Annotated in this window: 11 protein-coding genes; 10 read left to right on the forward strand and 1 reads right to left on the reverse strand. The window is 71.9% G+C overall.

The features are described 5' to 3' along the window. Positions 1-42: 42 nt before the first annotated feature. The 3 genes from AC069X_RS26400 to AC069X_RS26410 all read left to right on the forward strand — a co-directional run bounded on the left by AC069X_RS26400 (position 43) and on the right by AC069X_RS26410 (position 1,086). Complete coding sequence (locus AC069X_RS26400; RefSeq protein ID WP_478732083.1) at positions 43-240, forward strand: DUF4244 domain-containing protein; 198 nt, start codon at positions 43-45, stop codon at positions 238-240. Continuing rightward, the gene (locus AC069X_RS26405; RefSeq protein WP_478732085.1) at positions 227-604 is read left to right on the forward strand and encodes a TadE family type IV pilus minor pilin; all 378 of its coding nucleotides are present in this window, start codon (positions 227-229) and stop codon (positions 602-604) included. The genes AC069X_RS26400 and AC069X_RS26405 overlap by 14 nt, the downstream gene beginning before the upstream one ends. A 113-nt stretch (positions 605-717) precedes the next feature. Beyond that, complete coding sequence (locus tag AC069X_RS26410; RefSeq protein WP_478732087.1) at positions 718-1,086, forward strand: Rv3654c family TadE-like protein; 369 nt, start codon at positions 718-720, stop codon at positions 1,084-1,086. Here AC069X_RS26410 and AC069X_RS26415 read toward each other — a convergent pair. Continuing rightward, a complete protein-coding gene (locus tag AC069X_RS26415; protein WP_478732089.1) occupies positions 1,052-3,505 on the reverse strand; it encodes a DEAD/DEAH box helicase in 2,454 nt (817 codons plus the stop codon). The two genes, AC069X_RS26410 and AC069X_RS26415, sit on opposite strands and share 35 nt — an antisense overlap. 82 nt (positions 3,506-3,587) lie before the next feature. On the opposite strand from AC069X_RS26415, the gene bldG reads away from it, so the two are divergent. The 7 genes from bldG (at position 3,588) to topA (ending at position 13,100) form a co-directional block, all read left to right on the forward strand. Continuing rightward, a complete protein-coding gene (gene bldG, locus AC069X_RS26420; protein WP_478732091.1) occupies positions 3,588-3,929 on the forward strand; it encodes an anti-sigma factor antagonist BldG in 342 nt (113 codons plus the stop codon). A 101-nt stretch (positions 3,930-4,030) separates the two neighbouring features. Next, complete coding sequence (locus tag AC069X_RS26425; protein ID WP_478732092.1) at positions 4,031-4,471, forward strand: ATP-binding protein; 441 nt, start codon at positions 4,031-4,033, stop codon at positions 4,469-4,471. Between the two features lie 287 nt (positions 4,472-4,758). Further along, positions 4,759-7,161 (forward strand): sodium-translocating pyrophosphatase, encoded by a 2,403-nt coding sequence (locus AC069X_RS26430; RefSeq protein WP_478732094.1) that lies wholly within the window; start codon positions 4,759-4,761, stop codon positions 7,159-7,161. Between the two features lie 174 nt (positions 7,162-7,335). Then, positions 7,336-7,896, forward strand: coding sequence for a small secreted protein (locus tag AC069X_RS26435; protein ID WP_478732096.1), 561 nt, complete (start codon positions 7,336-7,338; stop codon positions 7,894-7,896). Positions 7,897-8,003: 107 nt separating this feature from the next. Continuing rightward, positions 8,004-9,518 carry a DUF7059 domain-containing protein gene (locus AC069X_RS26440; protein WP_478732098.1) on the forward strand — a complete coding sequence of 505 codons (1,515 nt, stop codon included), beginning with the start codon at positions 8,004-8,006 and terminating at the stop codon, positions 9,516-9,518. A 274-nt stretch (positions 9,519-9,792) separates the two neighbouring features. Continuing rightward, positions 9,793-9,990 carry a hypothetical protein gene (locus AC069X_RS26445; RefSeq protein ID WP_478732100.1) on the forward strand — a complete coding sequence of 66 codons (198 nt, stop codon included), beginning with the start codon at positions 9,793-9,795 and terminating at the stop codon, positions 9,988-9,990. Between the two features lie 275 nt (positions 9,991-10,265). Next, the gene (topA, locus tag AC069X_RS26450; RefSeq protein WP_478732102.1) at positions 10,266-13,100 is read left to right on the forward strand and encodes a type I DNA topoisomerase; all 2,835 of its coding nucleotides are present in this window, start codon (positions 10,266-10,268) and stop codon (positions 13,098-13,100) included. The last annotated feature ends 112 nt before the right edge of the window (positions 13,101-13,212 follow it).

A 13,212-nucleotide genomic window follows, 5' to 3' on the forward strand; every position in this document is an offset into this window, starting at 1 on the left:
AACTGAAATCAGATCAAGAACGTAATCCCACGGGAGGTTGTCATGAGGATCATCAGGATTCGGGTGCGGGCGATGCTGAAGGGGTGCGGGGGTGATACGGGAATGTCGACTTCGGAATACGCCATGGGCACGATCGCGGCGTGTGCGTTCGCGGCGGTCCTGTACAAGGTGGTGACGAGCGACGTGGTGTCGGCGGCGCTCCAGTCGACCATCGGGAAGGCACTCGATGTGCCGTTCTGAGCGAAAGCGGCCGGGAACCGGTGATCGCGGATATGTGACGGCCGAGGCCGCTGTGGTCATTCCCGCTCTGGTGTTGTTCGCGGCGCTGCTGGTGTGGGCGCTGATGGCGGCGGCCGCCCAGATCCGGTGTGTGGACGCCGCCCGGGCGGGTGCCCGGGCGGCGGCCCGGTCCGAGCCCTTGGCGGCGGCGGTCGCGGCGGCCCGGGAGGCCGCCCCGGCGGGGGCGGAGGTGGAGGTGGAGCGGTCCGGGGACCTGTGGCGGGTCCGGGTGGCGGCTCCGGCGCCGGGACCGGGCGGGCTGCCGGTGCGGCTCGGGGCGCGGGCCGTGGCGCTGGCGGAGGACAGCGTGGGGCCGCCGCCATGAGCCGGGCCCGTGACAGGGACGGGGACGGGGGCGGCTGCCGGAGCCTGCGTGGAGGCCAGGGCCGGGTCCGGGCCTGCGGCCGGGGCGGCGCGAGGGACCGGGGGGCCGCGACGGTGTGGGCCACTGTGGTGGCCGCGGTGCTGGTGGCGGTGTTCGGGGGCGTGCTGCTGCTCGGTCAGGCGGTGGTGGCCCGCCACCGGGCTGGTGCGGCGGCCGACCTGGCGGCCCTGGCCGCGGCCGCGAGCTGGGCGCACGGCCCCGGGCCGGCCTGTGCGGCGGCCCGGCGCGTGGCGGGGGCCCAGGGGGCGGTGCTGGCCGCCTGCCGGGTCGGTGGCGAGGTAGCCGAGGTCAGGGCCGGTGTCCGGGCCGGGCCCTTCACGGCCGAGGTCACCGCCAGGGCCGGGCCTCCGGTGGTGACCCCGTCCGGGGCGGCGTCCGGGGAGCCGTTCAGGGGGCCGGGGCCGTGGAGAGGAGGCGGGTGAGCAGCCGGACGGCGCCGCGCTTGTGGAGGGGGTCGTTGCCGTTGCCGCATTTGGGGGACTGGATGCAGGAGGGGCAGCCCGCCTCGCACTCGCAGGCGGCAATGGCGTCCCGCGTGGCGGTGAGCCAGGCCCTGGCCGTCTGGAAGCCCCGCTCCGCGAAGCCGGCGCCGCCCGGGTGGCCGTCGTACACGAAGACGGTGGGCAGCAGGGTGTCCGGATGCAGCGGGACGGAGACGCCGCCGATGTCCCAGCGGTCGCAGGTGGCGAACAGCGGGAGCAGGCCGATGGAGGCGTGTTCGGCGGCGTGCAGGGCGCCGCCGAGGATCTCCGGGCCGATCCGGGCCTCGTCCAGCTGGTCCTCGGTCACGGTCCACCAGACGGCCCTGGTGCGCAGGGTGCGTGGCGGCAGGTCGAGCTTGGCCTCACCGAGCACCTCGCCGGTGATCAGCTTGCGGCGCAGGTAGGAGACGACCTGGTTGGTGACCTCGACGGAGCCGAAGCAGAGCCGGCCCTCTCCCCACGGGACCTCGGTCTCGGTCTCCAGGATCGAGATGGAGGTGGTGTCGCGGGCGGTGGTGGAGAACGGCGGGCTGGCCTCCTCGACCAGCGCGGCGGAGTCCTCCAGGTCCAGGTGTTTCACCAGGTAGGTGCGGCCCTGGTGGAGGTGGACGGCACCGTCGTGGACGGCGGTGTGCGAGGCGGACTCGTCGACGGTGCCCAGCAGCCGGCCGGTGGAGGCCTCCACGATCTGCACCGGGCGGCCCCCGCCGCCGCGGATGTCGGTCAGGTCCGAGGCCCGCTCGCGGCGGGTCCAGTGCCAGGCCGTGGCCCGGCGCCGCAGCAGTTTCGCCGCCTCCAGCTGGGGCATCAGCCCGTGCGCGGCCGGGCCGAAGAGGTCCAGATCGGCTTCGGTCAGGGGCAGCTCGGCGGCGGCCGCGCACAGGTGCGGGGCCAGCACGTACGGGTTGTCGGGGTCCAGGACGGTCGCCTCCACCGGCTGGCGGAAGAGTGCCTCGGGGTGGTGGACCAGGTAGGTGTCCAGCGGGTCGTCCCGGGCGATCAGCACGGCCAGGGCGCCCTGGCCGGAGCGGCCGGCCCGTCCCGCCTGCTGCCACAGCGAGGCCCGGGTGCCCGGGTAGCCGGTGATCAGCACGGCGTCCAGGCCGGACACGTCCACGCCCAGCTCCAGGGCGGTGGTCGCGGCCAGCCCCAGCAGTTCCCCGGAGTGCAGGGCCCGCTCCAGGGCCCGCCGTTCCTCGGGGAGGTAGCCGCCCCGGTAGGCGGCGACGCGCCCGGGCAGGGAGCGGTCCACGGACGCGAGCCGTTCCTGGGCGATGACGGAGATCAGCTCGGCGCCGCGCCGGGAGCGGACGAAGGCCACGGTCCGCACGCCCTGGACGACCAGGTCGGTCAGCAGGTCGGCGGTCTCGGCGGTGGCGGTCCGGCGCACCGGGGCGCCCTTCTCGCCCTTCAGCTCGGTCAGCGGCGGCTCCCACAGGGCGAAGACGACCTCGCCGCGCGGGGAGGCGTCGTCGGTGATCTCGGTGACCGGCACGCCGGTCAGCCGTGACGCGGCGGCCGCCGGGTCGCTGGCGGTGGCGGAGGCCAGCAGGAAGACCGGTTCGGACCCGTACCGGGCGCACAGCCGGCGCAGCCGCCGCAGGACCTGGGCGACGTGGGAGCCGAACACCCCGCGGTAGCTGTGGCACTCGTCGATGACGACGTAGCGCAGCGCCTTCAGGAAGGACGACCAGCGGGGATGGGAGGGCAGGATCCCCCGGTGCAGCATGTCGGGGTTGGTGAGCACGTAGTTGGCGTACTGGCGCACCCACTCGCGTTCCTCGACGGGGGTGTCCCCGTCGTAGACGGCCGGGCGCACGGCGTTCTTCAGGGGCGCGGCCAGCTCCCGGACGGCCCGCCGCTGGTCGGCGGCCAGAGCCTTGGTCGGAGCCAGGTAGAGGGCGGTCGCACCCCGCCCGTTCGGTGCCTCCGCGCCGTCCGCGAGGGCGGACAGGACGGGTGCCAGGTAGGCCAGGGACTTCCCGGAGGCGGTGCCGGTGGCGACGACCACGGACTCGCCGTCCAGGGCGTGCTCGGCGGCCGCGGCCTGGTGTTCCCACGGATGGTCGATCCCCGCGTCCCGGATCGCGGCTACGACATCCGTTCGGATGCGATGCGGCCAGACCGCATGACGGCCCTCTCTTGGGGGCAAGTGCTCCGTATGGGTGATGCGCGCAGCCCGGGAAGGCCCCCGTGACAGGCGGTCCAGGACCGTGCCGGGAGCGGGTCGTGGATCGGCGGGTGCCGTGGGCGGACCGGGGCGGTGAGTGTTGGCCATTGGAACCGAGTGTGTCACTGGCGTGCGGGACAATGGTCCCAAGGCGTCGTGCGCGCCTGCCGGTAAGTGATTGAATGCCATCGCGGCAGCCGATCCCCTCCCCTACCTTCGGGTGGGGAGGCCCCTGGGGGGCGCCGCTCGATAGCAAGGTGCTGGAGGATCCGTGGACCTGTCCCTGTCGACTCGCACTGTCGGCGACCGCACGGTCGTAGAGGTCGGTGGCGAGATTGATGTGTATACCGCGCCCAAGCTGCGCGAGCAGTTGGTGGAGTTGGTGAACGACGGCAGCTACCACCTGGTTGTAGACATGGAGCGAGTGGACTTCCTCGACTCCACCGGCCTCGGTGTGCTCGTGGGAGGCCTCAAGCGCGTCCGCGCGCACGAGGGCTCGCTGCGTCTGGTGTGCAACCAGGAGCGCATCCTGAAGATCTTCCGGATCACCGGTCTGACGAAGGTGTTCCCGATCCACGGCTCTGTGGACGAGGCCGTCCAGGCCACCGACTGACGTACGGCTCCGGTCGCCGGAGCCGTCGAGGAGCGGGGGTGCCGGGCCATGGGTGGTCCGGGCCCCTGTCAAGGCACGCCCGTAGTCCGAGGGGGACGCACATGGCCACCGTTGAACTGCGCTTCAGCGCCCAGCCCGAACACGTCCGGACGGCCCGCCTCGTCGCGGCCGCCGTGGCGCGCCGGGCGGGGGTGGAGGAGGCCGTCCTCGACGAGGTCCGCCTCGCCGTGGGCGAGGCCTGTTCGCGTGCCGTCGGACTGCACCGCAGCAACGGGCTGACCGCGCCCGTCCGGGTCGTGCTGACCGAGGAGGAGAAGTTGTTCTCCATCGAGGTCGGCGACGAGGTCCCCGGGCCGGCCGGCGGTTCCGTCGAGTCGGTGCCGGGCATCGCCGCCGCCCTCGATCCGGACGCGGACGAGGAGGACGAGATGGGCCTCGCCGTGATCAGCGGGCTCGTCGACGACGTCTCCGTGACCAGTGGGGAATCGGGCGGAACGATCCGGATGAGCTGGCCCGTGACCGCGGTCCCCGAGATCCCGTAGCGCTCGTCCCGGCCCTTCCCGCCCTATCTTCCGATCTTCGTCAATTCTTCGGATCTTTGATCAGGCCCTGCTGAGCAGGGCCTTTTTCATTTTCCCGGGAAATCCTCTAGATCGCTGATCTCTCGTCAATGCCTTTGCCCCATTACCTCTTTCGAGGGTAATGGAGTGACGTGATCTATTGCTGAGGAGCAAGAGCGCGCCAATTCCGTTTCACGCGCACTGTTTTGATCAGGTCGCGCTCCCTACAATCCGTCCACATCTTGAGCTCATCACGTCAAGGAGGACGAATGACGGGGCTCTTCACCCCTATCGCTCCGGATCACGCCCGTGATCTGGCAGCCGCAGTGCTCACCGATGACAACCGCATCATCGTGTTCGTCATCGCGGGCGTCGCCCTGGCCGCGCTCGTCGTCGCGCAGATCCTGGTCCGCCAGGTGCTCTCCGCGGACGAGGGCACCGACAGCATGAAGAAGATCGCCGCGGCCGTGCAGGAAGGCGCCAACGCCTACCTGGGCCGCCAGTTGCGCACCCTCGGCGTCTTCGCCGTCGTGGTCTTCTTCCTGCTCTTCCTGCTACCCGCCGACGACTGGACGCAGCGGGCGGGACGTTCCGCCTTCTTCCTCGTCGGCGCCATCTTCTCGGCCGTCACCGGCTACATCGGCATGCGCCTCGCGGTCCGCGCCAACGTCCGCGTCGCCGCGGCCGCCCGCGAGGCCACCCCCGCCGAGGGCGAGCCCGCCAAGGACCTGACCGAGGTGGCCCACAAGGCCATGAAGATCGCCTTCCGCACCGGTGGCGTGGTCGGCATGTTCACGGTCGGCCTGGGCCTCCTCGGCGCCTCCTGCGTCGTCCTGGTCTACGCCGCCGACGCCCCCAAGGTCCTGGAGGGCTTCGGTCTGGGCGCCGCCCTGATCGCGATGTTCATGCGCGTGGGCGGCGGCATCTTCACCAAGGCCGCCGACGTCGGCGCCGACCTGGTCGGCAAGGTCGAGCAGGGCATTCCGGAGGACGATCCGCGCAATGCCGCGACCATCGCCGACAATGTGGGCGACAACGTCGGCGACTGCGCGGGGATGGCGGCCGACCTCTTCGAGTCCTACGCCGTCACCCTCGTGGCCGCCCTCATCCTCGGCAAGGCCGCCTTCGGCGACCTCGGCCTGGCCTTCCCGCTGATCGTGCCCGCCATCGGCGTCATCACCGCCATGATCGGCATCTTCGCCGTCGCCCCGCGCCGGTCCGACCGCAGCGGGATGACCGCCATCAACCGCGGCTTCTTCATCTCCGCCGTGATCTCCCTCGCGCTCGTCGCGATCGCCGTCTACAGCTACCTCCCGGCCACCTACAAGGAGCTCGTCGGCGTCGAGGACGCCGCGATCTCCAACCACACCGGGGACCCGCGCGTCCTCGCGGTGGTCGCCGTCGCCATCGGCATCGTGCTCGCCGCCCTGATCCAGCAGCTCACCGGCTACTTCACCGAGACCAACCGCCGTCCCGTCCGGGACATCGGCAAGTCCTCGCTGACCGGCCCCGCCACCGTGGTCCTCGCCGGCATCTCCGTCGGCCTGGAGTCCGCCGTCTACACGGCGCTGCTCATCGGCCTCGGCGTCTACGGAGCCTTCCTGCTCGGCGGCACGTCGATCATGCTGGCGCTCTTCGCGGTGGCTCTGGCCGGCACCGGCCTGCTCACCACCGTCGGCGTCATCGTCGCGATGGACACCTTCGGCCCCGTCTCGGACAACGCCCAGGGCATCGCCGAGATGTCCGGCGACGTCGAGGGCGCCGGCGCCCAGGTCCTCACCGACCTGGACGCGGTCGGCAACACCACCAAGGCCATCACCAAGGGCATCGCCATCGCCACGGCCGTCCTGGCCGCGGCGGCGCTCTTCGGCTCGTACAACGACGCCATCACGGGCGCGGTCAAGGAAGTCGGCGCCAAGGCCGGCGAGATGAACCTCAGCCTCGACATCGCCCAGCCCAACAACCTGGTGGGCCTGGTGCTCGGCGCGGCCGTGGTGTTCCTCTTCTCCGGCCTGGCCATCAACGCCGTCTCTCGTTCCGCGGGCGCCGTCGTCTACGAGGTGCGCCGCCAGTTCCGCGAGCGCCCCGGGATCATGGACTACTCGGAGAAGCCCGAGTACGGGCGCGTCGTGGACATCTGCACCAAGGACGCGCTGCGCGAACTCGCCACGCCCGGCCTGCTCGCCGTGCTCACCCCGATCGCGGTCGGCTTCACCCTCGGCGTCGGCGCGCTCGGCTCGTTCCTGGCGGGCGCCATCGGCACGGGCACCCTGATGGCCGTCTTCCTCGCCAACTCCGGCGGGGCGTGGGACAACGCGAAGAAGCTCGTCGAGGACGGCCACCACGGCGGCAAGGGCAGCGAGGCCCACGCCGCGGTCGTCATCGGCGACACCGTCGGCGACCCGTTCAAGGACACCGCGGGGCCGGCCATCAACCCGCTGCTGAAGGTCATGAACCTGGTGGCCCTGCTGATCGCCCCGGCCGTCGTGCAGTTCAGCTACGGCCCGGACACCAGCGCGGCCGTGCGGGCCGTCGTGGCGGTCGTCGCGCTCACGGTGATCGTCGGCGCGGTGTACGTCTCCAAGCGCCGCGGCATCGCCGTCGGCGAGGAAGGCGGCAGCGCGAACGCCGAACGGGTGGCCCAGTCGGCCGACCCGGCGGTGGTCTCCTGACGCTCCAGGGCCCCTGAGCCAGGCTCTCGCGGACCCCGCGGGGCCGACCGGCTCGAAGATGCGCCCGAACGGCGGACGGGCGGCGCGGACTGACGCGTCGTCTGTCCGCCTTTGTGCGTGCCCTGATGGCGGGCGTGTATCTTCCGGCCGAGAGCCTTCGAAGGGACCAATCCGGTGAACAAGAAGCTTGCGGCCGCGGTGTCCGGCGGTGCGGTACTGATGCTCGTCCTGTCCGGCTGCGGCGGCGGGGACGACGGCGACAAGAAGGCCGACGCCTGGGCCAAGAAGGTCTGCGACCAGTGGGAGCCAGAGCTCACCAAGATCAAGACGACCAACGACGAGCTGAAGCGGGTCGCCACCCAGAGCAGCAAGCCCGAGGAGGTCCAGAAGACCGACTCGGCGGCCTTCCAGACCCTCTCCGACGCCTACAAGTCCATGGGCGGCGCCCTGACGTCGGCCGGTGAACCGCCCGTCAAGGACGGCAAGGCGGCGGCGGACGCCGTGGTCAAGAGCTACGGCGAGATCTCCAAGAGCTACACCGATCTCAAGACGAAGATCGACGGGCTCGACGCGAAGGACCAGGGCAAGTTCGCGGAGGGCCTCCAGCAGGTCGCCGGCGGACTCACCGAGGTCGCGGCCAACGAGACGGCGGCCAAGGAGAAGCTCAACTCGACCGGCCTCAAGGTGATCTACAGCCAGAAGGGCTGCCAGGTCGCGACACCCGAGCAGAGCTGACCCCGGAGTCCGCGCGGTCCGGGCGGCCGGGATCCCGATCGGATCCGGCCGCCCGTCGCGCGCCGGGGCTCGTACGGATCCCCGGCTCCACCGGCCACAATGGTCGGGTGAGTACCACCAGTCTTCCCAAGCCCGACCACGCCGCCGAGCTCCGCGAGGCCTTCCTCGACGCGGGCTTCACCGCCGACGGCCTGCTCGACCTGCTCGGTGCCCCCGCGTACGCCGCGCTGGCCCGCAGCGAGACGGTCCCCGCCCTGCGCGCCACCCGCGGCGCGGCCGACGGTGGCCTCGCGAGCCTGATCCGGCTGTTCCTGCTCCAGCAGCCGGAGCCCTACGTGCACGTCGCCGCCGCGCTGCCCGTGGACGCCGCCATCGCCGACGGCTGGCTGCGCTGGGAGGGCGACGAGGTGCACGCCACCGTCGACGTGCGCCCGTACGGCGGACCCGACGGCGAGGACTGGTTCATCGTCTCGGACCTCGGCTGCGCCGTCGGGGGCGCCGGGGGGATCGGCAGCCGTGAGGAGGGCGTCGTGCTCGGCGTCGGCGGCGCCTCCACCACCCTCGCCGGGATCACCGTGCCCCTGCCCGTCGGTTCGGCCCTCGACCTGGGCACCGGATCCGGGATCCAGGCGCTGCACGCCGCCCGGCACGCCACCCGGGTCACGGCGACCGACGTCAACCCGCGCGCCCTGGAATTCACCCGTTTGACGCTGGCGCTCTCCGGGCAGCCGGAGGCCGAACTGGTCGCCGGGTCACTGTTCGAGCCCGTCGGCGACGCCACGTACGACCTGATCGTGTCGAACCCGCCCTTCGTCATCTCGCCCGGTGCGCGGCTCACGTACCGCGACGGCGGCATGGGTGGCGACGACCTGTGCCGCACCCTGGTCCAGGAGGCGGGGGCCCACCTCAACCCGGGCGGGTACGCGCAGTTCCTCGGCAACTGGCAGCACGTGGAGGGGGAGGACTGGCGCGACCGGGTCCGCTCCTGGGTGCCGCGCGGCTGCGACGCGTGGATCGTGCAGCGTGACGTGCAGGACGTGACGCAGTACGCGGAGCTGTGGCTGCGCGACGCGGGAGACCACCGCACCGACCCGGCGGAGTACGCGGCCCGCTACGAGGACTGGCTGGACGAGTTCGAGGCCCGCAAGACGAAGGCCGTCGGGTTCGGCTGGATCACGCTGCGCCGCACGGACGCGGCCGAGCCCTCCATCGTGGTCGAGGAGTGGCCGCACTCGGTGGAGCAGCCGCTCGGCGAGGCCGTCCTCGCGCACTTCGCCCGGCAGGACTACCTGCGCGACCACGACGACGCGGCCCTGCTGGCGGGGTACTTCCAGCTGACCGCGGAGGTCGTCCAGGAGCAGGTCGGCGCGCCGGGCGCGGAGGACCCGGAGCACGTGGTGCTCCGGCAGAACCGCGGGATGCGGCGCGCCACGAAGGTGGACACGGTCGGAGCCGGCTTCGCCGGTGTGTGCGACGGCTCACTCACCGCGGGCCGGATCCTGGACGCGATCGCGCAGCTGATGGAGGAGGATCCGGTCGTCCTGCGGGACCGGACTCCGGAGGCGATCCGGATGCTGGTCGAGCAGGGGTTCCTGGAGCCGGTGCCGGGTCCGGCCCAGTAGCCGGAGGGGATCGTTCCGCCAGCCGGCGGAGGGCCCGGACCAGTGATCGGAAGGGATCATTCCGCCGCTGGGCGGGCGCCCGCCGGCCGCCCGGCGACCGCTCGTGCGGCCCGCCCCTGCCGGATGCCCGGCGCCGTCCGTGCCGACGGCTCCGGGCCGCCGACGCCGTGATGTAACCCGGGGTTCGCCCGCCGTACCCCCTCGGGTGGCAGGCTCCCTGGCAGCGGGGGATCCGGGGGGATCCCCGGGCGGTCCGGGGGAAAAGGGGAACGGCATGGAACGCGGTCCGGCGATCTTCGCGGCAGCCGTGTTCCTGCTGTTCGGGACCGCTCTGCTGGTCTGGACGGGGGCGCGCGCCCGGCACCGCGAGCCGGTGGCCGAAGGCGTGCGCCCCGTCGTGGCCGTACCGCTGGCCGTACTGGCCGGCGCGGGTTCGCTGGCCCTCGGCGTCTGGTGCCTCCAGCGGTTCTGAAGCGGACACCGGCGACGATCTCCACCGGGGCCGAAACCCGACGTCGCGGCGGGTGCGGGTGCGGGGCCAGACGGCCCCCGGGCCACTCTGCCCGGTGACCGGGAGGGTCCCGGCGCGGCATCCGGGCGGCAGAAATGGCACTTGTCGGGTTACCGTTCGAGTGGCCGTTGCGGGCTTGTGCCGTTTGACACGGGGGCGGGTTGTACCGTCACACTCCGCAGCGTCGCCGTACCGCGACCGAGTGCCGACCGTGCCGACCGGAGAGAAGAGCCAAGTTGTCCCCGACTAGCGAGACCGCAAAGGGCGGCCGCCGACTCGTCATCGTCGAGTCCCCTGCCAAGGCGAAGACGATCAAGGGCTACCTCGGCCCCGGATACGTCGTCGAGGCGAGCGTCGGGCACATCCGCGACCTCCCGAACGGGGCGGCCGAGGTCCCCGACAAGTACACGGGCGAGGTCCGCCGCCTCGGAGTGGACGTCGAGCACGACTTCCAGCCGATCTACGTCGTCAACGCGGACAAGAAGGCGCAGGTCAGGAAGCTCAAGGACCTGCTTGCCGAGTCCGACGAACTCTTCCTCGCCACCGATGAGGACCGCGAGGGCGAAGCCATCGCGTGGCACCTCCAGGAAGTCCTCAAGCCCAAGGTCCCCGTCCACCGGATGGTCTTCCACGAGATCACCAAGGACGCGATCCGCGACGCCGTCGCCAACCCGCGCGAGCTGAACCAGCGGATGGTCGACGCCCAGGAGACCCGCCGCATCCTCGACCGCCTCTACGGCTACGAGGTCTCGCCGGTCCTGTGGAAGAAGGTCATGCCGCGGCTGTCGGCCGGCCGCGTCCAGTCCGTCGCCACCCGTCTCGTCGTCGAGCGCGAGCGCGAGCGCATCGCCTTCCGCTCCGCCGAGTACTGGGACCTCACCGGCACCTTCGGCACCGGCCGCGCCGGTGACGCCTCCGACCCGTCGTCGCTGGTCGCCCGCCTGAACACGGTCGACGGCAAGCGCGTCGCCCAGGGCCGCGACTTCGGCGCGAACGGGCAGCTCAAGAGCGAGGTGCTGCACCTCGACGAGGCGAACGCGCGGGCCCTGGCCGCCGCGCTGGCGGAGACCTCGTTCACCGTCCGCTCGGTCGAGTCCAAGCCGTACCGCCGCTCCCCGTACGCCCCGTTCCGTACGACGACGCTCCAGCAGGAGGCCTCGCGCAAGCTGGGCTTCGGCGCGAAGGCGACGATGCAGGTGGCGCAGAAGCTGTACGAGAACGGCTTCATCACCTACATGCGTACGGACTCCACCACGCTCTCCGACACCGCGGTGGCGGCGGCGCGGGCGCAGGTCACGCAGCTCTACGGGGCCGACTACCTGCCGGAGAAGCCGCGCGTCTACGCGGGCAAGGTCAAGAACGCGCAGGAGGCGCACGAGGCGATCCGGCCTTCGGGTGATCGTTTCCGCACTCCCGCCGAGACGGGTCTGACCGGCGACCAGTTCCGCCTGTACGAGCTCATCTGGAAGCGGACCGTCGCCTCCCAGATGAAGGACGCGACCGGCAACTCGGTGACCGTGAAGATCGGCGGCCGCGCGAGCGACGGGCGGGACGCCGAGTTCAGCGCCTCCGGCAAGACGATCACCTTCCACGGCTTCATGAAGGCGTACGTCGAGGGCGCGGACGACCCCAACGCCGAGCTCGACGACCGCGAGCGGCGGCTGCCGCAGGTCGCGGAGGGCGACGCGCTGACGGCCGAGGAGATCACCGCCGACGGCCACTCGACCAAGCCGCCGGCCCGCTACACCGAGGCCTCGCTGGTCAAGGAGCTGGAGGAGCGGGAGATCGGCCGCCCGTCGACGTACGCGTCGATCATCGGCACGATCCTCGACCGCGGCTACGTCTTCAAGAAGGGCACGGCCCTCGTGCCGTCCTTCCTGTCGTTCGCCGTGGTCAACCTCCTGGAGACGCACTTCGGGCGCCTCGTCGACTACGACTTCACCGCCAAGATGGAGGACGACCTCGACCGCATCGCGCGGGGCGAGGCCCAGTCCGTGCCGTGGCTCAAGCGCTTCTACTTCGGCTCGGAGGACGCCTCGGAGGTCGTACCGGCCGACGGAGACCACCTCGGCGGCCTGAAGGAGCTGGTCACGGATCTCGGCGCGATCGACGCCCGGGAGATCTCCTCCTTCCCGGTCGGCGACGGCATCGTGCTGCGCGTCGGCCGGTACGGGCCGTACGTGGAGCGGGGCGAGAAGGACGCCGAGGGCCACCAGCGGGCCGACGTACCGGACGACCTGGCTCCGGACGAGCTGACGGTCGAGTACGCGCAGGAGCTCTTCGCGAAGCCGAGCGGCGAGTTCCAGCTGGGCGCCGACCCGGTGAGCGGCAACCAGATCGTCGCCAAGGACGGCCGCTACGGGCCGTACGTGACGGAGATCCTCCCCGAGGGCACGCCGAAGACGGGCAAGAACGCGGTCAAGCCGCGCACGGCCTCCCTCTTCAAGTCGATGTCCCTGGACACGGTCACCCTCGACGACGCCCTCCGGCTGATGTCGCTGCCGCGCGTGGTGGGCGCCGACGCGGAGGGCGTGGAGATCACGGCCCAGAACGGCCGCTACGGCCCGTACCTGAAGAAGGGCACGGACTCGCGCTCCCTGGAGACCGAGGACCAGCTGTTCTCGATCACCCTGGACGAGGCCCTGGCGATCTACGCGCAGCCGAAGCAGCGGGGCCGCGCCGCGGCCAAGCCGCCGCTCAAGGAGCTGGGCACGGACCCGGTCAGCGAGAAGCCCGTGGTGGTCAAGGACGGCCGCTTCGGCCCGTACGTGACGGACGGCGAGACGAACGCGACGCTGCGGCGGGACGACGACGTCGAGACGATCACGCCGGAGCGGGGCTACGAGCTGCTCGCGGAGAAGCGGGCCAAGGGCCCGGCGAAGAAGACCGCGAAGAAGGCGGTCAAGAAGGCGCCGGCCAAGAAGGCGACGGCGACGAAGACCGCGGCGGCGAAGACCGCGGCGGCGAAGAAGACGGCCGCCAAGAAGACGACGGCGGCGAAGAAGACGACCGCGGCGAAGAAGACGACGGCGGCCGCGAAGAAGGCGGCGGCCGCCCCGGCGGACGAGTAACCGCCGGTCCCCGCGCGGGGGCGGGCGGTGTGCCGCTGCGCGGGCCGTCCCCCCACCCTCCCCCTGGCTCCGGACGGAGTCCGGGGGACGGCAGGGGATCCCGGCTCCGCGC

The sequence above is a fragment of the Streptomyces sp. NPDC043896 genome (assembly GCF_056435605.1).

Bases quoted from the DNA above. Each gene is read 5' to 3' on its own strand.
- AC069X_RS26400 (WP_478732083.1), top strand. From the start codon at position 43: ATGAGGATCATCAGGATTCGGGTGCGGGCGATGCTGAAGGGGTGCGGG.
- AC069X_RS26405 (WP_478732085.1), top strand. From the start codon at position 227: ATGTGCCGTTCTGAGCGAAAGCGGCCGGGAACCGGTGATCGCGGATAT.
- AC069X_RS26415 (WP_478732089.1), bottom strand. From the start codon at position 3,505: ATGGCATTCAATCACTTACCGGCAGGCGCGCACGACGCCTTGGGACCA.
- AC069X_RS26425 (WP_478732092.1), top strand. From the start codon at position 4,031: ATGGCCACCGTTGAACTGCGCTTCAGCGCCCAGCCCGAACACGTCCGG.
- AC069X_RS26430 (WP_478732094.1), top strand. From the start codon at position 4,759: ATGACGGGGCTCTTCACCCCTATCGCTCCGGATCACGCCCGTGATCTG.
- AC069X_RS26445 (WP_478732100.1), top strand. From the start codon at position 9,793: ATGGAACGCGGTCCGGCGATCTTCGCGGCAGCCGTGTTCCTGCTGTTC.